The following is a 22,149-nucleotide window of genomic DNA, read 5'->3' on the forward strand; positions in this document are numbered from 1 at the left end:
ATCTCATGAGCAACAAAAGCAAAAACAGCCAGGCCAAGTCAAGCGCGCCAGCGCCGGAAGCCATCGCCCACGCGCCGGTGGTGCTGGACATCGCGGGCCTGAGCCTCAATGACGACGACCGCAGGCGCCTGACCCACCCGCTCACAGGCGGCCTGATCCTGTTTGCGCGCAACTGGGCCAACCGTGCGCAACTGACGGCACTGTGTACCGAGATCAAGTCCATTCGCCCGGACGTGCTGATCTGCGTGGACCACGAAGGTGGCCGCGTGCAGCGCTTTCGCACCGATGGCTTCACCCATGTGCCCACCATGCGCAGCCTGGGCGAGATGTGGATGAGCGATGGCAAGGGCGGTGAGGGCGCTGGTGCCATGGTGGCGACCGATGCGGCCACGGCCTGCGGCTACGTGCTGGCCAGTGAGTTGCGCGCCTGTGGCGTCGACCTGACGTTCACCCCGGTGCTGGACCTGGATTGGGGCGAAAGCGGTGTCATCGGTGACCGGGCCTTCCACCGTGATCCGCGCGTGGTGTCGGTGCTGGCCAAGAGCGTCATGCATGGCCTGCTGCTGGCCGGCATGGCCAACTGTGGCAAGCACTTCCCGGGGCATGGTTTCGTGAAGGCCGACTCGCATGTGGATGTGCCTGTTGACAAGCGCAGCCTCAAAGCCATCCTGGCGGACGATGCCAAGCCCTATGAGTGGCTGAGCACCTCGCTGACCAGCGTGATGCCGGCCCACGTGATCTACCCGAAGGTGGACACGGCGCCGGCCGGCTTTTCGCGCAAGTGGCTGCAGGACATCCTGCGCGCGCAGATGGGCTTCACCGGCGCGATCTTCAGCGATGACCTCAGCATGGAAGGCGCCAGCGTGGCCGGCAACCATACCCAGGGGGCGATCGCGGCGCTCAATGCGGGTTGCGACATGGTGCTGCTGTGCAACCAGTCGCTCAACGGTGGTGAACCTGTCGACGAGCTGCTGGATGGCCTGAGCGGTTCGCTGGCCCGTGGTGAATGGTTGGCCAGCCCCGACAGCGAGGCACGCCGCCTGGATCTGCTGCCCCAGACCGCGCCGTTGACCTGGGACGAGTTGATGCACGCGCCGATGTACCACCATGCCTTGTCCAGGCTGCCTCGCTAAGGCTTTATGAGGGCCTCACCAAGGCCTCACCAAGCAGCCTGCGTCAGCCAGTTTGATCGGGTGTGCTCGATTCAGTTCGCGTAAAGCGACTGGATCAAGGCGTGCTGGCGCTCCAGCACCACTTTGCGTTTGACCTTGAGCGTGGGCGTGAGCTCGCCGCCCTCGATGCTGAAGGGCTGGGTCAAGACCGCGAACTTGCGGATCTGCGCCACGCGCGCCTGCTGTTCGTTGACGTGGTCCACTGCGTGTTGCAGCGCCTCTTGTACCTTGGGGTGCTGGTGCAGGTCGGGCCCCTGGGTGAGGCCGTGGGCCTTGGCAAAGTCGGCCAGGCCTTGCGCTTCCAGCGTCAGCAGGGCCGTCAGGTAGTTGCGGCCGTCCCCGCACACTACGGCGTATTCGATCAGGTGGCTGTCCATCAAGGCGGCCTCAATGTTGGCGGGCGAAATGTTCTTGCCCCCTGAGGTGATGATCAGGTCCTTCTTGCGCCCGGTGATGTAGACGTAACCATCGGCGTCCAACCGCCCCAGGTCACCTGTCAGCAGCCAGCCATCCACGATGGTTTCGGCGGTGGCCGTGGGTTGCCCCATATAGCCCTTGAAAATGTGCGGGCCCCGGATCAGCAGTTCACCGTCTTCGGCCACGCGCACATCGGTGCCGGGCAAGGGCTTGCCCACCGTGCCAACGCGCGTGGAGCCCGGCAGGCTCAGGGTGGATGGGCCGCAGGCTTCGGACTGCCCATACAGCTCCCGCACCAGGATGTTGAGCCCATGGAAGAACTTCAGGCTCTCTGGCGCGATAGGGGCCGCACCCGTGCTGAGCATGCGGGCCTGATCAAAGCCCAGCGCCTCCTGGACCTTCCGGTAGATCAGCTTGTGGGCCAGCGACTTCTGCAGATCCAGCCAGAGCCCGGGGCGTTGGCCGGCCATGTCCAGCTCGTTCCAGCGTTGCCCCACCGCCATGGCCCAGGTGGCCAGTTTGGCCTTCACGCCCGTGGCCTGCTGCAGCTTGGCCTCGATGGCGGCCTGCATCTTTTCCCACACACGGGGCACACCGAAGAACACGGTGGGCTTGACCTCCTTGAGGTGCTCGCCCAGTTGCTCGATGCTCTTGGCAAAGTACACGGCAAAGCCCGCGTACACCTGGTTGTGCATGGTGCCCATTTGCTCGGCGATGTGGGCCAGCGGCAGGTAGGACAGCATGCGGTCGTCCTCATCTGCATGGAAGAGCTTGCCCAGCGAATCGGCCACCCACCAGAGGTTGCCATGGCTGAGCACGACCGCCTTGGACGGGCCCGTGGTCCCGGACGTGTAGATGAGCGTGGCGGTGTCCTCGGCCTGGATGGCCGACAACCGCTTGTTGATGACCAGATCCTGCTCTGACGCCTGCGCAGACAGGCCCTGCAGCATGAAGTCCTGCCAGGGCAGGGTCTGGCAGGTGGACATGGCTTGCGGCGTGCCATCGAGCTGCACGACCGTGCGCAGGTGCGTCAGGTTCAGCGCGCAGGCCTGAAGCCGCGCGAAGCGGTCGGCGTCTTCGATCACCAGCACAGGGGCCTTGCAGTGATTGAGGATGTATTCGATGTCGGCGGTGGAGCTGGTCCAGTAGATGCCCACCGGAATGGCCCCGATGCTCATGGCGGCATACGCCGTGATCGCCCATTGCGGCCGATTGAAGCTGAGGATGGCGACGGCATCGCCGCGCTCGACACCCAGCGACAGCAAGGCACGGGCAGCTTGCTTGACCTGCTGTGCGTAGTCCTGCCAACTGGTGGCCTGCCAGCTGTGCTCGCCCCTGACCCAGTAGGCCGGCCTGCCAGCCAGATTGGCGGCTGTTTCAAACAGCTTGACGGGTGGGGCAATGAAGTCTGCGAATGTCGTGTCCACGTCGGTCTGCTCGCTGGTGGATGGGGTCTGTGAGGGCCAGGAGCGTGCGTGCGTCGCTGAGGAAAGGGTAGGCATGCCGATCTCCAAGATAGTCCGAAGATTAGATGGCATGCTTGACGTATGCGTCAACACATTGGCGTTAAGGTGAAACCCTCATGGATTTCCTGCGGGCATGAAAAAACCCGGCGCGAGGCCGGGTTTTTTGGGGGGTAGCCTGATCAGGCTGCGTTTTCAAAGGGCAACGTGATCTGGTTGAGGTCCTTGCGGGTCTCGACCAGGATCAGCGGGCCTTCGTCCAGCACCACGGCGGGCTTGCGCTCGCGGGGCACATGCACGGGCTTGGGTTCGCTGGCGATGGCTTCCTGCACGATGCGGATCTTCTCCGCGTCGGAGTTCACCCATTCCAGGCCAGCCGATTGGGCAATGGACTGCAACTCGCCCATGGGCAGCACGAAGGGAGCGGGCGCAGGCTTGGCTTCCTGTGCGGCCACCACCGGGGCTGCAGCCGCCTGGGCAACAACCACAGGCGCGGCTGCCGGTGTCTCGACAGGGGCTTCAGACGCTGGTGCGAGGCTGAATGTGCCAGTATCTGCCACGACCGGGGTCGGCAAGGGCATCGACAGCGCAGAAGCGGCTTCGGCGTTGGGCAGCGTGTCTGCAAATGCCGTTTCGCTTGGCTGGCCGGCGTTGTCTGCGTTCTCGCCACCTTCGCTGCGGTCACGGCGGACGCGGTCACGGCCGCGACGACGACGGGCACCTTCCTGGCCTTCACCTTCGACGCCAGTTTCGTCGCCTTGGGCCGCGGCGTTGTCGGCGGGCTTGGCATTGGCGGCTTCGGCATCAGCCTGGGCTGTGCTTTCCGCACCGTCCGTGCCTTCCACCAGGTTCTGGCCTTCTTCGCGTTCACCGCGACCACGGCCACCACGACGACGACGACGGCCGCCCTCGCGCTGTTCGCCTTCGGCTGCGGGTGTGTTGCCAGCAACTTCCACGTCCTGGGCGCCGGCAGCGGTGGCCTGGCCAATGGCTGCGGCTTCAGCGGCAATCGCTTCCCGGTTGATCACCGGACGTTCACCGTTGCGCTCGCCACCTCGACCACCACGACCACGGCGGCCTTCGCCACGGTTGCCGCCTTCTTCGGTGCGGGCTTCCGCACCTTCAGCCAGTTGGGGGCGCTCTTCACGTTCCTTGCGACGGCCACGGCCGCCTTCGCGGTTCTCGCTGCGCTCGCCCTTGTCGGCGCGGTCACCTCGCTCGCGGCGCTCACCATTGCGCTCGCCACCACGTTCTCCACGTTCACTGCGTTCGCCACGGCGTTGTCCGTCACGACGGCCACGGCCTTGGCCCTTGCCGCCTTCCTTGGACTCTTCCTGTGCGGGGGCCACGGGTGCGGCCACAGGCGCGGGGGCAAGCACCGGTGCAGGTGCCTCGCCGCCGAACAGGCGCTTGATCCAGCCAAAGAAACCGCCAGACGATGCGGGGGCAATCGGGGCAGGGGCAGGCGGTGCAGCCATCGGTGCGGCCGCCACGGCGGGCACATCGTGCTCGGGCTTGGGCGGTGCCACGGGCGCGGGCTGATCGGGCAGCACGCCCTTGATCACCGGCTCCTGCTTGGGCTTGGCCTTTTCGCGGCGGGTGATGCCCACTTCGTCGTCCGGCTCCTCGATCATCGAGTAGCTGGCCTGGATGTTTTCCAGGCGCGGATCGTCGTGGCGCAGGCGTTCCAGCTTGTAGTTCGGCGTGTCGAGGTGCTTGTTGGGCACCAGCAGCACGGTCACGCGCTGCTTGAGTTCGATCTTGGTGATCTCGGTGCGCTTCTCGTTGAGCAGGAAGGAGGTCACTTCCACCGGCACTTGAACGTGCACGGCAGCCGTGTTGTCCTTCATGGACTCTTCCTGGATGATGCGCAGGATCTGCAGCGCCGAGGATTCGGTGTCGCGGATGTGGCCGGTGCCGTTGCAGCGCGGGCAGGTGATGTGGCTGCCTTCGCTCAGTGCGGGGCGCAGGCGTTGACGCGACATCTCCAGCAGGCCGAACTTGCTGATCGAGCTGAACTGCACACGGGCGCGGTCAAAGCGCAGGGCGTCACGCAGACGTTGCTCGACCTCGCGGCGGTTCTTGGACTCCTCCATGTCGATGAAGTCCATGACGATCAGGCCACCCAGGTCGCGCAGGCGCATCTGGCGGGCGATTTCGTCGGCCGCTTCCAGGTTGGTGCGGAAGGCGGTTTCCTCGATGTCGCTGCCACGGGTGGCGCGCGCCGAGTTCACGTCCACCGCCACCAGTGCCTCGGTGTGGTCGATCACGATGGCGCCGCCGGAAGGCAGGTTCACTGTGCGGCTGAAGGCCGTTTCGATCTGGTGCTCGATCTGGAAGCGCGAGAACAGGGCTGCATCGTCGCGATAGCGTTTGACGCGATTGGCCTGGTCCGGCATCACGTGCAGCATGAACTGGTTCGCCTGCTCGTAGATGTCGTCCGTGTCGATCAGGATCTCGCCGATGTCGGAGGTGAAGTAATCGCGGATGGCGCGGATCACCAGCGACGATTCCTGATAGATCAGGTAGGCGCCCTTGCCGGCGGTGGATGCCTCGTCAATGGCCGTCCACAGCTTGAGCATGTAGTTCAGGTCCCACTGCAGCTCGGCAGCGGTGCGGCCGATACCAGCCGTGCGGGCGATCAGGCTCATACCCTTGGGGTACTCGAGCTGATCCATGGCCTCTTTCAGCTCCTCACGCTCATCACCCTCGATGCGACGGCTCACGCCACCGCCACGGGGGTTGTTGGGCATCAGGACCAGATAACGGCCAGCCAGAGAGACGAAGGTGGTCAGGGCGGCGCCCTTGTTGCCGCGCTCTTCCTTTTCGACCTGGACGAGCAGTTCCTGCCCTTCCTTGATCACGTCCTGGATGCGGGCGGAACGGACTTCAACGCCTTCCTTGAAATACTGGCGCGAGATTTCCTTGAACGGCAAAAAGCCGTGACGCTCTTCGCCGTAATCGACGAAGCAGGCTTCCAGGGAGGGCTCGACTCGGGTAACGACGGCCTTGTAGATATTGCCCTTGCGCTGTTCGCGCCCTTCGATTTCGGTTTCGAAGTCGAGCAGTTTCTGTCCGTCAACAATGGCCAGGCGCCGTTCTTCCGGCTGCGTGGCGTTGATCAGCATGCGCTTCATGTGGTCTCCACAGATCGTATCGAGGCCCCGCCGGGATGGCGCCGGAAAAGCCTCCACTCACCACCTCCCTTGCGGGCGGTGGCAGCATTCATGCACGAGCAACGATGTGGAACCTTAAAGGAATTGCCGTGGCTGTCAGTGACGCGAGAGGCGTTCTTTCAGCAGGGGCGCGCGCGCCGAGACTTGGACACGGGCCTGCCGCCACCCCACACCGGCACAACGATGCGCATCTGGCGCAATCAGCCGGGTCAATGAGGCGGGGGAAGGGGCGCCATCAAATCGCAGCCCCGACACGGCACAGCGCAGACTGCCGGCTTCCCATGCACGTTGTGGCATGCGGGAGGCGGCCTGCTGACGGGCGGCTCGGGTGGAGGATCTGATGAGGCGGGACACGTGGGCAGTCACTCGACACAGATACCAGCGGAATGCAGATCGGTTTGCAACCATGCGCTGCGCTGGAATCCAATAAACCTTGAATCGTGGTTCTTTCAACGTTGGCTCTGACACATGCAGACCACTGGCAAAACCACACCTTGGGTGGTTTTCTCCGGTGGGCAGCACGTGCTGCATCACCATCAAAGTGGCGGGACACCCCGCCGGGCCTTGTCATGCAGCGCCGCCAAACCCGCTCAAAAGGTAAAATGGAATCTGGCTTTGCCTATTTGTTGCTGTTGACACAAGCACAAGCCATATCAACAAACAAACATTTCACAACGTGGCTCAGCCCATTATAGGTGCGAAATCCGCACCCCGCCGCTCCAAAATAGCCGCGAAAACACAGCTGACCAGCAAGGTCAAGCCCCCAACAGGGGTGTCTGTCGCCCGAACATCCCCTGCGCAGCCGGTCGCGCCAGCGGCGAGCCCGCTTGCCCCTGTAGCGCAAGTGCAGCACATCGTGGTGGACGAAGGCGGAGCAGGGCAGCGCCTGGACAACTTCCTCATCAAGGTGCTCAAAGGCGCGCCCAAGACCCTGGTCTACCGCATCATCCGCAGTGGCGAGGTGCGGGTGAACAAGGGCAGGGCGGGGGCCGACACCAAGCTGGCGATGGGTGACAACGTGCGCGTGCCACCGCTGCGCCTGGCTGAAAAAGACGAGGCCAAGGCCGCAGCCGTGCCGGCGCGCGAATTCCCGGTGCTGTTCGAGGACGACTACCTGCTGGCCATCAACAAACCGGCCGGCGTGGCCGTGCACGGTGGCAGCGGGGTAAGCTTTGGCGTGATCGAACAATTGCGCCGCGCCAGGCCGCAGGCCAAGTTCCTGGAGTTGGTGCACCGGCTGGACAAGGAAACCTCGGGCATCTTGCTGATCGCCAAGAAGCGCAGCGCCCTGGTCACCCTGCAGGATTTCTTCCGCCACCGTCAGGCCCACAAAACCTATGCCGCCCTGGTGATCGGTGACTGGCCGGATCGCAAGAAGGTCATTGACGTGGCCTTGCACAAATTCCTGACCGCCGAGGGCGAGCGCCGGGTCAAGGCCGTCAAGGGTGACGACGATGAAGGTCGCCGCTCGATCACGCTGGTCAAGGTGATGCAGCGTTTCGAGGGCTTCAGCCTGCTGGACGTGACCATCAAGACGGGCCGCACCCACCAGATCCGCGTGCACCTGTCGCACGAAGGGCATGCCATCGTCGGCGATGACAAATACGGTGACTTCACGCTCAACAAGGCGCTGGCCCGAGGGGCAGGGGACCAGTCCATTCCGGGCGTGGACCGGCGCAAGCTGGATGACGGCCGTTTCGAGCGCATGTTCCTGCACGCACGCTACCTGCGCCTGCCGCATCCGCACACCGGCGAAGACATCGTGCTGGAGGCGCCTTTGCCGCCTGAATGCGACACGCTGCTGTCCGCACTGAGTGCGGTGTCATCGCGCGCCCAGTAAAGTGGATGCTTGGCTACACAGGAGCTTGCTTGAACCCCACCGACAACGGACTGCGTCCACGTGCCTATGACCTCGTCGTGTTCGACTGGGACGGCACCTTGTATGACTCGACCGCGCTGATCGTGCGCTGCATCCAGTCCGCCTGCGAGGACCTGGGCTTGCCCGTGCCGGCGCGCTCCGAGGCGGCCTACGTGATCGGCCTGGGCTTGCACGACGCCCTGGCCCATGTGGCGCCCACCTTGCCGCCAGAGCGCGTGCCTGAACTGGGCCTGCGTTACCGCCACCATTACTTCCAGCGTCAACATGAGTTGAGCCTCTTTGAAGGCGTGTTGCCTTTGCTGGCCACGCTGAAGGCGCGCAACCACTGGCTGGCCGTGGCCACCGGCAAGACACGTCAGGGGCTGGACGAGGCCCTGGCCCACGTCGAGCTCAGCGGCCTGTTCGACAGCTCCCGCACGGCAGACGAGACGTTTTCCAAGCCGCACCCGCGCATGCTGCAGGAACTCATCGCCGAATTTGGTGTCGACCCAGCCCGCACACTGATGATTGGCGACACCACGCATGACTTGCAACTGGCCGTCAATGCCGGCACACACAGCGTGGCCGTCAGCTTCGGGGCGCACGAACCTGCCGCTTTTGCCGATTACCCCACCCGCTTTGTGGCTCACTCGATGACCGAACTGCACGACTGGTTAAGCCAACATGCCTGAGTTGAATCTGGAGCCGCAGTATTTGTGCGACTCCGCCGCGCTGCAGGAATGCGGTGATGCCGTGACTTTTGAGGTGTCCGAGTGGGGCGAGACCGCCCCGGCCTTTGCGGTTCGCTTCGACAATGTGGCCGTGGCCTACCTGAACCGCTGCGCGCACATTCCCGCCGAGATGGACTGGCAGCCTGGCAAGTTCTGGGACATTGACAAGCGCTTCATCATCTGTTCCGTGCACGGCGCCCTGTATGACCCACCCAATGGCTTGTGCGTCAGCGGGCCTTGCCATGGCGCCCATCTGGCGGCCATCGAAGTGCGCGAAGAGAACGGCCAGGTCTATTGGTATCCTTCCGAACGCTTTCAGCCCTTGTTCTGATCGCATCAGCCTGATTCAGCCCCGCCCCATTCAATCAACCGAGCCCTTTCATGAGCGCTGTCGACCCCTCCTCGTCGGACAACCTGTCCGCGACCAGCAATGCCCTGCTGAACCAGTTTGCGCAGGCCTATCTGGACCAGCAGCGGCGTGAGAAGCGTTGGCGCTGGTTCTGGCGCATCGTCTGGATCGGCGTGGCGTTCAGCATGATCTGGGCCACGCTGCAGAACGTGCCCTCGGCCAAGTCCCAGTCTTCGCCCCACACGGCACTGGTTGAAATCCGGGGCGAGATCGCCGCGGATACCGAAGCCAATGCCGACAACCTGCTGGCCGCGCTGCGCAGTGCCTTCGAGGATGCGGGTGCGCAAGCAGTCGTGTTGCGGATCAACTCGCCGGGGGGGAGCCCTGTGCAGGCAGGTCTCGTCAACGACGAGGTGCGGCGCCTGAAGGCCCTGCACAAGAAGAAGGTCTACGCCGTGTGCGAGGAAATGTGCGCTTCTGCGGCCTACTACATTGCCGTGTCGGCCGACCAGATCTTCGTGGACAAGGCCTCGATGGTGGGGTCGATTGGCGTGCTGATGGATGGTTTTGGCTTCACCGGCATCATGGACAAGGTGGGGGTGGAGCGCCGCCTGATGACCGCTGGCACGAACAAGGGCATGCTGGACCCCTTCTCTCCGCGCAACCCACGCCATGAGGAGTTCGCCCAAGCCATGCTGGACCAGATCCATCAGCAATTTATCGGTGTGGTGCGCGAAGGGCGCGGCAAGCGCCTGAAGGAGTCGCCAGAGACATTCTCAGGCCTGTTCTGGAATGGTCAGAAGGCGGTGGAGCTGGGCCTGGCCGACAAACTGGGCAGCCTGGACGAAATCGCGCGTGACGTGGTCAAGGCCGAAGACATCATCGACTACACCCAGAAGGAAAACCTGGCCGAACGTCTGGCCAAGCGTTTCGGTGCGGCTTTTGGTGCCGGTGCCGTTCAGTCCATGCGCTCATCGGTCAGCATCCACTGACCCTGGTGTCAACTGTCCATGCCGACCAGCAGACGGTAGGCTGATTCATTGGACAGGTTGAGCAGCTTGGCCACGTCGGCCACGTCGTCGGGCATGGCGGCCTGCGCATGCGGGTCGTCCCAGCCATACTGCGTGTGGCGGGCAATGCGCACACCCAGCATCACGCTGCGGATCTTGGGGTCGGTGGCATTGCGGTCATCCGTACAGCGGATCAGCAGATAAGGCAGTTGCCAAAGCCGCATCAGATCCTGGGACAAGTCCGCCAGGTGAATGCCCAGCACCTCTTGCTGAACATCGGCCGAGCGCATGGTGTAGTCAGCCTTGAGACGGTTGGCAATCTCCAGCGCCAGCTTCGGTGCGTGACACCAGAGCATCATTTCGGCAAAGTCGTGCAGCAGCGCCGCCTCCTGGATCACCGCGGCGTCCTCGTCCTGGCGGCGCAAGGCAAAGCCCATGGCAAAGTGCGCGGCCCGTCGCGAGCGGGTGATGACCTTGATCAGGCCACTCAAGGCCTCGGGCTGTTCGCGCAGCCATTCCAGGATGGTGGGCACCTGCTCGAAGGCTTTGAAGAAGGGCGTGATCCCCTGCATCACGATGGCGCCCACCATGGTCTCTGGGGGCTCGACGCTCAGGCGGGTGCAGTAGCGGGAGACATGAACCAGCACCTTGAGCGTCATCAGCGGATCGCTGGACAGGCTTTCGGCCAGGGTGTGCGCATCCACCGTGCCCTTGGTCTCCTCGATGACGCGCAGTTGGCTCAACTCGGCAACGGAGCCAGGCAACACCGGGATCTCGATGCTGCTCATGGCATCGACCCACGCGCGCAAAGAAGGCAGGGCAGATTCGATCATGGTCGGGTTAACCCAGTACTCATGATCCCCTTATCGACACATTGTCTGGATTTGGCAAGCCGGGCTTGCCCGCGAACATGCCGATTACGTCACATCGGTCGCGTAACAATTACTTACTTTGAGCCGATCAGGGCTTCCTTGAGGTCGGAGTCCACCGGGGAGTTACCCAGCCAGATGCGCAGCAGGGCGGCATAAAAATCGTCACCGGCCATGTCGGGGCCCTTCTGGACACCGTCGACCAGCACACGCGTGCCCGCCCCGGGGGTGTTGTCGATGTGGATCGACGTGCCTTTCTTGACCTGGCCAAAACCCATCATCAGCGTGCGGATTTCATCCAGCTTGGCCTGGTACTTCGCGACGTCTGCATCGCTGTTGTTCTTCTTGAAGCCCTTGACCATGGCGTCGGCGAAATCCTCGCCCGTCAGGTCACGCAGCAGCACGATCTGCATGCTTTTGGGGCCTGGCTGGCTGATGAGCGCGGCGGCGTTGTGCTCCTTGTGGGGGACGTACAGCCCCGCCGCGTAGACGTCGACCACGATCTTCACGCGCACGCCCGCACCATTGAGTTGCAAGGCCTGGTTGGCGAGCTGGTAGGTGTCGCTGAACTTGGCGCCCTTGATCTCGATGGCAGCCCACGCGGGCAAGGTCGCGGCCAGGGCGACGGACAAAACCAGTTTGCGTGTGATGGACTTCATGGCGTTCTCCAATGCTTCGAACAGGGCAATCTTGTGACGCGCAAGCCATCCAGGTTCGGTGGCTGCCGCGTTTTGGATCGCACAATATCTGAACTGACCGCTGACTTGTCCCCCCTCAATAGGTAATTGTTTCGCCGTCGTGGCTTTATTGCTGCACTGCGGCAACGGCGGTGGCCGCGTATTGCAGCGACAATGCCTACCCATCAAAGGCCGGGGTGTTCCTCGCGAACGAGATTGCGCATGTCTTTTTTGGTCATCGATATTGGTAACACCCGCCTGAAATGGGGCCTGTATGCTCATCCGGCCCCTGGCGCCGAGTTGCTGGCGCACGGTGCGGTGGTCCTGGAAGACATCGACTACCTCTGGGAGCTGCACTGGAAGAACCTGATGCACAAGCCCCAAGGCATGCTCGGTTGTGTGGTGGCCGGTGAGGCCATCAAGAAGCGTGTCGAAGAGCAGCTGATCGAAGGCTGGGGCCTGGCGCCCCACTGGCTGTCCTCCAGTGCCCGTGCGGCTGGCGTGGTGAACGGTTACGAGCATCCCCAGCGTCTGGGCTCCGACCGTTGGGCGGCCATCATTGGTGCCCGCCAGCGTGCCTTGCAGCAAGACCCTGCCGATCCGCCCCCGGTGCTGGCCGTCATGGTGGGCACGGCTGTGACGGTTGATGCCGTCGATCAGGCCGGCCGTTTCCTGGGTGGCTTGATCCTGCCCGGCTTTGGCCTGATGTACCGCGCGCTGGAAAGCGGCACCGCGGGCCTGAAAGTGCCCACGGGTGAGGTGAGAGACTTCCCCACCAATACCAGCGATGCGCTGATGAGCGGTGGCACCGATGCCATTGCCGGCGCCATTGAGCGCAGCCTGCGTCGTTTGCGTGTCCAGTGCGGCCGTGAGCCGCTGCTGATCATGTCCGGCGGGGCGGTGACCCGCCTGTCCCATGTGGATGAGTTGCCGATCCGCGTGGTCGAGAACCTCATCTTCGAGGGGCTGTTGACGCTGGCGGCGAACGCGTCGACACCGCCAGCGCAACCCTGAGGCCGTCAGCGCGGCTTCACAGGATGAAGCGCGACAGATCCTCGTTGCGAGCGAGTTCGCCCAGGCGGCGGTCCACCTCGTCCGCGTCCACCGTGTGCGCCTGCCCCTGCATGTCGGGCGCGTTGAAGGACAACTCGTCCAGCAGGCGCTCCATCACGGTCGACAGGCGGCGTGCACCAATGTTCTCGGTGCGCTCATTGACCTCGAAGGCGATCTGCGCGAGCCGGCGGATGGCGTCGGGCGTGAAGTCCAGCGCCACGCCTTCTGCAGACAGCAGAGCTTGATACTGCTTGATCAGGCTGGCTGTGGGCTGCGTGAGGATGGCCTCGAAGTCGTCCACCGACAGCGACGACAGCTCCACGCGGATGGGAAAGCGTCCTTGGAGTTCGGGGATGAGGTCGCTTGGGCGGCTCAGGTGAAACGCGCCGGACGCGATGAACAGGATGTGGTCGGTCTTGACCATGCCATATTTGGTGTTGACGGTGGTGCCCTCCACCAGTGGCAGCAGATCGCGCTGCACCCCCTGGCGGGAGACCTCCGCGCCTTGTCCCTCGGCGCGGCTGGCGACCTTGTCGATCTCGTCGATGAACACGATGCCGTTCTGCTCTGCGCGCTCCAATGCGCGGGACTTGATGTCCTCGTCGTTGAGCAGCTTGACGGCTTCTTCCTCGATCAGCTGTGCGCGTGCTTCAGCTACCGTCACCTTGCAGGCTTTGCGCTTGTTCTGCCCCAGTTGGGAGAACATGCCGCGCAATTGCTCGGCCATGTCTTCCATGCCGGCAGGGCTCATGATCTCGACCGTCGGTGTTTTGGTTTCTGACAGCTCGATCTCGATGTCCCGGTCGTCCAGCGTGCCTTCGCGCAGGCGTTTGCGCATGACCTGGCGCGCGGTGTTGTCGGCCGGGGGCGTCTGGGTGATGCCGAACTCCGAGCGAGGCGGGGGCACCAGCACATCCAGCAGGCGCTCTTCTGCAGCCTCTTCAGCCTTGACGCGCTGAGTCTGCATCTGGTGCGCGCGCTCCTGCTTGACGGCGGTCTCGACCAGGTCCCGGATGATGGTGTCGACATCCTTGCCCACATAGCCCACTTCGGTGAACTTGGTGGCTTCGACCTTGATGAAGGGGGCATCGGCCAGTTTGGCCAGGCGGCGCGCGATCTCGGTTTTGCCCACGCCTGTGGGGCCGATCATCAGGATGTTCTTGGGTGTGATCTCGCTGCGCAGTTTCTCGTCGACCTGCTGGCGACGCCAGCGGTTGCGCAAGGCAATGGCCACGGCACGTTTGGCGTCGCGCTGGCCGACGATGTGGCGGTCCAGTTCGGTGACGATGTCTTGTGGGGTCATGCTCATGGTGGTTCAGTCCAGCGATACGATGGTGTGGTTCTGGTTCGTGTAGATGCACAGGTCGCCCGCGATCTCCAGCGACTTCTTGACCATGTCTGTGGCGGGCAGATCGGTGTTGGCGGCCAGGGCGCGCGCGGCGGCCTGGGCATAGGCGCCACCCGACCCGATGGCGATGATGCCGTGTTCGGGCTCCAGCACGTCGCCATTGCCGGTGATGATCAGGGAGGTTTCGCGATCGGCCACGGCCAGCATGGCTTCCAGTTTGCGCAGCACGCGGTCGGTGCGCCAGTCGCGCGTCAACTCGACGGCGGCGCGTGTCAGGTTGCCCTGGTGCTTTTCCAGCTTGGCCTCGAAGCGCTCGAACAGGGTGAAGGCGTCGGCTGTGGCGCCCGCAAAGCCTGCCAGCACCTGATCCCGGTAGAGTTTGCGTACCTTGCGGGCCGAGGCTTTGACGACGATGTGGCCCAGGGTAACCTGGCCGTCGCCGCCCATGGCAACCTGCCAGCCATTCGGTGTCTGGCGGCGGACGCTGACGATGGTGGTGCCGTGATAGGAGTCCATGACGCTACGTGAGAAGTGCATAGGCACGAAGTAGCGGCAGTTTGGGGCAAGGCCACCGGTTTCAAGGGGTCGAATGTGCCAGCGCAGACGGCGCCAGCGTCAGACTGTCTGCAGTTTGACTTTGGCGTGCTCGTTGATGCCCATGGCACCAAAGAACAAGGCGATGAGCCGGTGAGGGTTGAGGAACACCACCTGGCGGTCTTCCGCACGGCGGGCCAGCACCCAGTTCAACAGGTCGCCTGCAGCGATGAAGTCCACGCGCAACAGGTGTTCGCAGTCGATTTCCAGGGTCACGCTGGCGCTGAGTTGGTCGTCCAGTTGGCTCAAGGTCTGGCCGATGTCGCCCACGAGCTGGCCGGACAGGTTCAGCGCGGCAACCTGAATGAACTCGATCTCATCGTCCTGCAGTTGGGATTCGACGAAACTGGTTGTGATCTCACTAACATGTGAGAGCGGGCGGGTGTGTGCCTGGACGGCATCGGTCTGCTCGCGCACGCGACAGACGGCGTGTTCCCATGAGGGCGGAGACAGTTCGTAGGTGACGCAGTAATCAATGGCCACTTCGTCGAACTGAACGGGCAGGTTGCACAGGCGGAGGATCTCCAGCCTCAGCATCCAGTAAGCAGGGTCGGCGTCCTTGACGCCCGAGGGCGAGGCCTCACCCAGCACATCCAGCAGGTGGGAGGCGCCAATCCAGATCAGCTCCTGGCTCTCGCGAGCCCACAGGCGCATCAGTTGCACCAATTGCCCGGCGCCCTCCGGGGTCACGGTTTCCACCTGCGTCCAGTCCATGATCCAGGGGCGCGGCATCTGCAGCACCTCGATGCGCAAACGGGCCGTGGCTTCGGAGTCGATCAGGTCGGGCGCAACCCAGCCCTCAAGGCGGGCGGAGGGGAGGGCGTCCAGCGGCAGGGGTTCGGTGTTGACGTGGGCTTCAGCAGCGGCAAGCTGCAGGTCTTCTGCCGGCGTCGGCTTGGCTTTTTCCCGGCGAGCCAGGAAGGCCGCCACTTTTTGCGGCAGCGAATACCACTGAGGGGCCGATACACCGAACTTCTGCGCAAAGGACACGGCCAGGTTGTCGAATTTCTGCTGCAGATCCAGCGTGCGGTAGAGATCGAACAGGACCAGCCATGTTTCGGGTTGGTCATGCCGCTGCGCGCCGGGCTGAACCAGGTCAAGCAGGCAGCGCTCGCACTGGTCGAAATCGGCGTTGGCAAAAGCGATGACGGCCTCATCAAGCTCCGGATCGTGCGCGACTTCAACAACGTGCACATCCAGGTTGCCGTGCAGGCCACCGTTGACCGAGGCGGGGGCGGCCGCCGACATGCGCGGCGCAGAAGACCGCGCCATGTCCAGCACCTCTTGGGAAATTTGCGGGGGCTCTTCGTCGTCGTCGTAGCGCAAAGCGGCAGGCACCGTCAGGGTGTTGGGTGCCGTGGTGGCCGGGTCGATCAAGCGTCCGGGCATGGACGGTTGCGCAGCTGGCTGCAGCACGGGCGGCCGGCCTGAGCCGCCCACCATCTGCAATTCGATTTCGTCGATCTTGGCCTTGACGGCCGCATCAGAGCGGGTGCTGCTGCTCTGGGGGCGCGAGTCCGGGTCCATGTTGGACGGGCTGCTCAAGGCCAGCGCGTTATCCGGGCTGAGACCCTCGCGGCGGATCTTGCGCAGCATGTCAAGTTCGCGCTTGCGCACGAAGTCGTTGCGCCGCTTGCGCTCGATCATCGCCTTGATTTCGGTCTTGGCGTATTCGCTTTCGCCGCTTCCGGCGCTGGGCGCGTCAAGCTCCGTCCAATCCGTGGTCGGATTGGCAACGAAGCGCGCAACCTTGCGCAGGAAACCGCCCGATTCCTTGCTCATGAATCAGTCGCCAAACATTTTTTGCTTGAGTTCACGACGCTGCTGCGCTTCGAGCGACAGCGTGGCAGTGGGGCGGGCCAGCAGGCGGCCCAGACCGATGGGCTCGCCCGTTTCGTCGCAGAAACCGTATTCGCCGGAATCGATGCGGACCAGGGCCTGAGAGATCTTCTTGAGCAGCTTGCGTTCGCGGTCGCGGGTGCGCAATTCCAGTGCGTGCTCTTCCTCGATGGTGGCGCGGTCGGCCGGATCGGGCACGATGGAGGTGTCTTCGCGCAGGTGCTCGGTCGTCTCGCCAGCGTTGGACAGCAGGTCTTCCTTCTGGGCTTCCAGGCAGGCGCGGAAGAAGTCCAGTTGCTTGTCGCTCATGTACTCCGCTTCGGGCATGGCGAGCAGTTCTGCTTCGGTCAGATCTTTGCCGGCTTTGGTTTTCCAGGCGTTGGCGAGTTTGGTGTCAACCTTGGTGGCAGGGGTGGGCATGTTGTCTGGGGTACTGATTTTTGACGACGATCGTCCGGTAGCCACGGATTTGGCTGATACGACAGCTTCGGCAGGCTTTGCCTCGGCTTGAGTAGGGGTTTTGACGGGTTTGCTCTCGGCTGGCGCCTTGGTGGCGGCGCTGGTCTTCTTGGCGGCGGGCTTGGCTGGTGTTTTGGCGGAAGGGGGGCTCGCCTTGGCCGTTTTCGCCGAGGTGGTTGCTGCCGATTTGCTCGCAGAGGCGGATGTTTTCGTCACAGGATCCTCCTTCCCAAAATGCGTGATCCACAGACTGATGTCTTGATTCGGTAACGCGTGGCCAGGTACTGCTCCATCGCCAGAATGCTCAAACGAGGGCCCCGTTCTGGCTGTCGCCAGCACGGGAAGCGCGCGGATTGTAGCCACGCTTGTCATCAGTTTTCACCAGACTATCCCTCAAGGTGTTCATTTCGGTTACTTCGGCCTCAGGACAGGCACTGGTCCAGGCCGGCCTTGAACAGATCCTGGGGCAGGTCGATGCCAATGAACACCATCTTGCTGATTTTGGTCTCGCCGGGCGCCCATTTGGGCCCCACGTCGCTGCCCATCAGCTGGTGCACGCCCTGGAAAACCACCTTCTTGTCCATGCCGGTGACGTGCAGCACCCCTTTGTAGCGCAGCATGCGCGGGCCGTAGATCTGGACCATGGAGCCCAGGAAATCTTCCAGCTTGGTGGGGTTGAATGGGCGCGTGGCCTTGTAGACGAAGGACTTGACGTCGTCGTCGTGCGCGTGGTGGTGCGGGTGGTTGCAGTGCTCGCCATGCTCATGATCGTGGTCATGATGATGGTGGTGATCGTGCCCGTGGCCGTCTTCCTTCAGGAAGTCGGGGTCGATGTCGAGCTTGGCATTGAGGTTGAAGCCCTTGATGTCGAAGACTTCCTTGAGCGGCACGTCCCCGAAATGCACACGCTTTTGCGGCGCACGCGGGTTCATGTGCTTGATTCGGTGGGACAGGGCGTCGGCCTCTTCCTGGCTGACCAGATCGGTCTTGCTCATGAAGATCTGGTCGGCGAACCCGACCTGGCGGCGCGCTTCCTGGCGCTCATCCAGCTGCTTGTCGCCGTGCTTGGCATCCACCAGGGTGACGATGGCGTCGAGCAGGTACAACTCGGCGATCTCGTCGTCCATGAAGAAGGTCTGGGCGACCGGGCCCGGGTCGGCCACACCGGTGGTCTCGATCACCACGCGGTCGAAAGTCAGGGTGCCGGCGCGCTTTTGCTTGGCCAGGTCGGCCAGGGTTTCGCGCAGGTCTTCGCGGATCGTGCAGCAGATGCAACCGTTGTTCATCTGGATGATCTGCTCTTCGGTATCGGCAACCAGGATCTCGTTGTCGATGTTTTCTTCGCCGAACTCGTTTTCGATGACAGCAATGCGCTGCCCGTGGGCTTCGGTGAGGACGCGCTTGAGCAGGGTGGTTTTACCGCTGCCCAGGAAACCGGTGAGGATGGTGACAGGAATCAGGCTCATAGCACAAGTGTAGCCCTGTGTTGCGCGCCCTGAGCGGAGGCTGTGACTGAATTGACGCGACCATAGGGTATTCTTGCGGCATCCCAACCACGACACCCCCGCCGTGTCCGAACCTTCCCATAGTCGGCCCTCCAAGGGCGACAAAAATCATGCGCATCCCCACAAGCGGGAGCGTGATCAACGCAGCCTGTTTGTTCGCCTGGTGGAATTCCTCTCACCAGGGCCGGACTCCACGGCAGAACTGATCGCAACGCTGGCTGATGCCGAGCACCGTGAGCTGATCGAGCCCGAATCCCGTGTGATGCTGGAGGGCGTGATCCGCATGGCCAGCATGACGGCGGGTGACGTGATGGTCGCCGTCAAGCGCATGGACCTGCTGGACATCGACTCGCCCTACGACGAATTGCTGGGCCAGGTGATTTCAACTGGTCATTCCCGTTTCCCCGTGTTCGATGGCTCGCGCGACAACATCATCGGCATGCTGATGGCCAAGGACCTGCTCAAGCTGCAGCGGGCGCCCGAGCTGAACCTGCGTACCTTGCTGCGCGCGCCGGTGTTTGTGCCGGAGTCCAAGGGGCTCAACGAGTTGTTGCGCGAGTTCCGCTCCAACCGCAGCCACATGGCCATCGTGATCGACGAGTTCGGCAAGGCAGCCGGCCTCATCACCATCGAAGATGTGCTGGAGGAGATCGTCGGGGAAATCGAAGACGAGTTCGATGAGGAGGACATCCAGTCGAGCATCTTCACCCTGGCAGATGGCAGCCAGCGTGTGGCAGGGGACACGGCGATCGTGTCCGTGAATGAAATGTTCGAGACGAACCTGCCCGAAGAGGACTTCGACACCATTGGTGGCCTGGTCGCCCACGAACTGGGGCGCGTGCCTCGTCGGGGTGAGCATGTGGACATCGGTGGCTTGCGGTTTGCCGTCATGCTGGCGCGAGGCGGGGCCGTGCGCTGGTTCAAGGTGACACGCGCGCCCGACGTGACCGAAACCGCTGAACAGTGAGGCGCCTTACATGACGCAGTCTGCGCCGTGGTGGCGCCATCGTGCGCTGGCCTGGGCCATTGGGGCTGGGGCGTTCCATGCGTTTTCGTTGTCGCCCTGGTGTCAGGGCTGGCATGAGGCTGCGCCCGCGTTGCTTCAGACGCTGGCGCTGGGCCTGCTGCTGTGGGTGCTCTGGCGTGAGGACCTGAAGCCGGGCAAGGCTGCGGCCACCGTCTGGGCGTACGGCACGGTCTGGCTCGTCGGTGCCACAGGCTGGATGTATGTGAGCCTGCACCGTTATGGCGAGTTGCCTGGCTGGCTGGCGGCCACGGCTGTGGTGGGCTTGTGTGCGGCCTTGTCCTTGTACATGGCGCTGGTTGGCTGGGGCTGGGCACGTTGGCGCTGCCACGTCTGGTGGGCCGACGCCTTGCTGTTCGCGGGCTTGTGGCTGCTGGCCGAGATGGCGCGCGCCGTGATCTTCACGGGCTTCCCGTGGGGCGCAAGCGGTTACGGCATGTTGGCCGTGCCCCTGGTCAAGCTGGCGCCCTGGCTGGGGGTGTATGGCCTTGGCTGCGTCTGGGCTTTGGCTGTGGCCCTGCTGGTGTGGTCCGTGCTGGGTGGCGCGGTCGCCCTGGTGCGGGTGGGGGTGCCCATGTTGCTCGGGTTGGGTGTGGCGGTGTTGGCGTTCATGCCCACGCAGGTGTTCACGCAAGCCCATGGCCGGCCCTTGAGCGTTTCGCTGCTGCAAGGCAATGTGCCGCAGGACGAGAAGTTCGTGTCCGAACGGCAGGTGCCCATGTTGATCTGGCATGGCCGGCAGATCCTGACTGCCCAGGGGCAGTTGGTGGTTGCGCCAGAGACGGCCATTCCGCTGCTGCCCATGCAGCTGCCCGAGGGCTATTGGGATCAGATCAAAAGCGCCTTTGGCCCGGCAAGCCATCGGTTTGCCCTCATTGGTGTGCCGCTGGGCGACTTCGAGCAGGGCTACACCAACTCGGTGGCGGGCCTGTCTGCCGATTCGATGGCAACACCGCAGGGCATGTACCGCTACAACAAGCACCATCTGGTGCCCTTTGGCGAGTTCATCCCCTTGGGCTTTCACTGGTTCGTGCAGATGATGAACATGCCGCTGGGGGACTTCAGCCGCGGGCCGCTGAATGCGCCGCCTTTTGCCGTGCTGGACCAGCGCGTGGCGCCCAATATCTGCTACGAAGACTTGTATGGCGAGGAGATCGCCGCGCGCTTCAAGGATGAGGCCGTGGCGCCCACGATCCTGGTCAACGTGAGCAACCTGGCCTGGTTTGGCGAGCGCGTGGCCATTGCGCAGCACTTGCAGATCGCCCGCATGCGTTCGCTGGAGTTCCAGTTGCCCACGCTGCGCGCCACCAACACAGGGGCGACGGTGGTGATTGACCATACCGGGCACGTGACGCATGCCTTGCCTACCAATACACGCGGCGTGCTGGAGGCCTCTGTGCAGGGGCGATCGGGCGTGACGCCCTTTGCCTGGTGGGCCTCGCGATGGGCCTTGTGGCCCCTGTTCGGGCTGGCCATGGTGCTGATTGCCGCCGGGTGCGCGGGCGTGCGAAACCGCACGCCTGAGCCTCCTGGCGGGAACAGCCCCGTCATTCACTAGAATCGAGCTTTTGCACTCGGGTCTGGCGCGCTTGTTTTGCGCCCCCGCTGTGTGAGACAGAACAACACACATCCACCGATCAAGGGCGCGCCTTGCAGCGTCCTGTATCACACAAGGCAACACCATGCTGACCTTCCAGCAACTGATCCTGCGTTTGCAAAGCTACTGGGACGCCCAGGGCTGCACGCTGCTGCAACCCTACGACATGGAAGTGGGCGCAGGCACCAGCCATACCGCCACCTTCTTGCGCGCCCTGGGCCCGGAGCCCTGGAAGGCTGCTTATGTGCAACCGAGCCGCCGCCCCAAGGATGGCCGTTATGGCGAGAACCCCAACCGCCTGCAGCACTACTACCAGTACCAGGTCGTGCTCAAGCCTGCACCCAGCAACATCCTGGAGCTGTACCTGGGCTCGCTGGAGGCGCTGGGCTTTGACCTGAAGAAGAACGACATCCGCTTCGTGGAAGACGACTGGGAGAACCCCACGCTGGGTGCCTGGGGTCTGGGGTGGGAAGTCTGGCTCAACGGCATGGAGGTGACACAGTTCACTTACTTCCAGCAAGTGGGCGGCATTGACTGCAAGCCCATCACCGGTGAGATCACGTATGGTCTGGAACGCCTGGCCATGTACCTGCAAGGCGTGGAGAGCGTGTACGACCTGGTCTATTCGCCCGGTGTCAAGTATGGCGATGTGTTCCACCAGAACGAGGTCGAGCAATCCACCTACAACTTCGAGCACAGCAACGTCGACTTCTTGCTGGACGCGTTCACCAATTACGAGACCCAGGCCAAGTACCTGATGGATCAGCAACTGGCCCTGCCGGCTTACGAGCAAGTGCTCAAGGCTGCGCACACCTTCAACTTGCTGGATGCCCGTGGTGCCATCTCGGTGACCGAGCGTGCTGCCTACATCGGCCGCATCCGCAATCTGGCGCGCGCCGTGGCGGCCAGCTACCTGGACAGCCGCGCGCGTCTGGGCTTCCCGATGGCCCCCAAGGCCTGGGCAGATGAAGTGATCGAACAACTCCAAAACAAGAAGGCTGCCTGAGC

General features: G+C 63.4%; 18 protein-coding genes. 9 read left to right on the plus strand and 9 right to left on the minus strand.

Annotated elements, in window-relative coordinates:
- The first annotated feature begins 5 nt into the window (after positions 1-5).
- Positions 6-1,133, plus strand: coding sequence for a beta-N-acetylhexosaminidase (gene nagZ, locus HY019_RS13720; protein ID WP_290693009.1), 1,128 nt, complete (start codon positions 6-8; stop codon positions 1,131-1,133).
- Between the two features lie 71 nt (positions 1,134-1,204).
- On the opposite strand, the gene HY019_RS13725 is transcribed toward nagZ, so the two are convergent.
- The gene (locus HY019_RS13725) at positions 1,205-3,091 is read right to left on the minus strand and encodes an AMP-dependent synthetase/ligase (protein WP_290693011.1); all 1,887 of its coding nucleotides are present in this window, start codon (positions 3,089-3,091) and stop codon (positions 1,205-1,207) included.
- A gap of 143 nt (positions 3,092-3,234) precedes the next feature.
- Positions 3,235-6,189 carry an Rne/Rng family ribonuclease gene (locus tag HY019_RS13730; RefSeq protein ID WP_290693013.1) on the minus strand — a complete coding sequence of 985 codons (2,955 nt, stop codon included), beginning with the start codon at positions 6,187-6,189 and terminating at the stop codon, positions 3,235-3,237.
- Between the two features lie 883 nt (positions 6,190-7,072).
- Here HY019_RS13730 and HY019_RS13735 point away from each other — a divergent pair.
- The 4 genes from HY019_RS13735 to HY019_RS13750 are packed head-to-tail and all read left to right on the plus strand — an operon-like array spanning position 7,073 to position 10,158.
- Positions 7,073-8,068, plus strand: a complete 996-nt coding sequence (locus HY019_RS13735; RefSeq protein ID WP_290693014.1) for an RluA family pseudouridine synthase — start codon at positions 7,073-7,075, stop codon at positions 8,066-8,068.
- 29 nt (positions 8,069-8,097) lie between these two features.
- Complete coding sequence (locus tag HY019_RS13740) at positions 8,098-8,778, plus strand: HAD-IA family hydrolase (RefSeq protein WP_290693016.1); 681 nt, start codon at positions 8,098-8,100, stop codon at positions 8,776-8,778.
- Positions 8,771-9,148 carry a Rieske 2Fe-2S domain-containing protein gene (locus HY019_RS13745; RefSeq protein WP_290693018.1) on the plus strand — a complete coding sequence of 126 codons (378 nt, stop codon included), beginning with the start codon at positions 8,771-8,773 and terminating at the stop codon, positions 9,146-9,148. The genes HY019_RS13740 and HY019_RS13745 overlap by 8 nt, the downstream gene beginning before the upstream one ends.
- Positions 9,149-9,198: 50 nt before the next feature.
- Positions 9,199-10,158 (plus strand): S49 family peptidase, encoded by a 960-nt coding sequence (locus HY019_RS13750; RefSeq protein ID WP_290693020.1) that lies wholly within the window; start codon positions 9,199-9,201, stop codon positions 10,156-10,158.
- A gap of 8 nt (positions 10,159-10,166) precedes the next feature.
- Here HY019_RS13750 and HY019_RS13755 read toward each other — a convergent pair whose 3' ends face one another.
- Both HY019_RS13755 and HY019_RS13760 read right to left on the minus strand, forming a co-directional pair.
- Positions 10,167-11,009: an HDOD domain-containing protein gene (locus HY019_RS13755; protein WP_290693022.1), complete on the minus strand. Its 843-nt coding sequence runs from the start codon at positions 11,007-11,009 to the stop codon at positions 10,167-10,169.
- A 113-nt stretch (positions 11,010-11,122) separates the two neighbouring features.
- Positions 11,123-11,704: a chalcone isomerase family protein gene (locus HY019_RS13760; protein ID WP_290693024.1), complete on the minus strand. Its 582-nt coding sequence runs from the start codon at positions 11,702-11,704 to the stop codon at positions 11,123-11,125.
- 240 nt (positions 11,705-11,944) lie between these two features.
- Between HY019_RS13760 and HY019_RS13765 the strand changes: the two genes are divergently transcribed.
- Entirely contained in the window at positions 11,945-12,736 is a 792-nt protein-coding gene (locus HY019_RS13765) for a type III pantothenate kinase (RefSeq protein ID WP_290693026.1), read from the plus strand.
- A gap of 16 nt (positions 12,737-12,752) precedes the next feature.
- On the opposite strand, the gene hslU is transcribed toward HY019_RS13765, so the two are convergent.
- The 5 genes from hslU to HY019_RS13790 form a co-directional block, all read right to left on the minus strand.
- Complete coding sequence (hslU, locus tag HY019_RS13770; RefSeq protein ID WP_290693028.1) at positions 12,753-14,084, minus strand: ATP-dependent protease ATPase subunit HslU; 1,332 nt, start codon at positions 14,082-14,084, stop codon at positions 12,753-12,755.
- A gap of 6 nt (positions 14,085-14,090) precedes the next feature.
- Entirely contained in the window at positions 14,091-14,639 is a 549-nt protein-coding gene (gene hslV, locus HY019_RS13775; protein ID WP_290693030.1) for an ATP-dependent protease subunit HslV, read from the minus strand.
- 99 nt (positions 14,640-14,738) lie between these two features.
- Positions 14,739-16,499: an STAS domain-containing protein gene (locus tag HY019_RS13780; protein ID WP_290693032.1), complete on the minus strand. Its 1,761-nt coding sequence runs from the start codon at positions 16,497-16,499 to the stop codon at positions 14,739-14,741.
- A gap of 3 nt (positions 16,500-16,502) precedes the next feature.
- Complete coding sequence (gene dksA / locus HY019_RS13785) at positions 16,503-17,231, minus strand: RNA polymerase-binding protein DksA (protein WP_290694190.1); 729 nt, start codon at positions 17,229-17,231, stop codon at positions 16,503-16,505.
- A 206-nt stretch (positions 17,232-17,437) separates the two neighbouring features.
- Positions 17,438-18,481, minus strand: a complete 1,044-nt coding sequence (locus HY019_RS13790) for a GTP-binding protein (RefSeq protein WP_290693034.1) — start codon at positions 18,479-18,481, stop codon at positions 17,438-17,440.
- Between the two features lie 187 nt (positions 18,482-18,668).
- Here HY019_RS13790 and HY019_RS13795 point away from each other — a divergent pair, with 187 nt between their 5' ends.
- The 3 genes from HY019_RS13795 (at position 18,669) to glyQ (ending at position 22,147) form a co-directional block, all read left to right on the plus strand.
- The gene (locus tag HY019_RS13795) at positions 18,669-19,487 is read left to right on the plus strand and encodes a transporter associated domain-containing protein (RefSeq protein ID WP_290694192.1); all 819 of its coding nucleotides are present in this window, start codon (positions 18,669-18,671) and stop codon (positions 19,485-19,487) included.
- A 10-nt stretch (positions 19,488-19,497) separates the two neighbouring features.
- The gene (gene lnt, locus HY019_RS13800) at positions 19,498-21,102 is read left to right on the plus strand and encodes an apolipoprotein N-acyltransferase (RefSeq protein WP_290693036.1); all 1,605 of its coding nucleotides are present in this window, start codon (positions 19,498-19,500) and stop codon (positions 21,100-21,102) included.
- Positions 21,103-21,226: 124 nt separating this feature from the next.
- Positions 21,227-22,147, plus strand: a complete 921-nt coding sequence (gene glyQ, locus HY019_RS13805; RefSeq protein ID WP_290693038.1) for a glycine--tRNA ligase subunit alpha — start codon at positions 21,227-21,229, stop codon at positions 22,145-22,147.
- The last annotated feature ends 2 nt before the right edge of the window (positions 22,148-22,149 follow it).

Origin of the sequence: Aquabacterium sp. (assembly GCF_016195855.1) — a bacterium.
Classification (GTDB): Bacteria; Pseudomonadota; Gammaproteobacteria; order Burkholderiales; family Burkholderiaceae_C; genus Aquabacterium.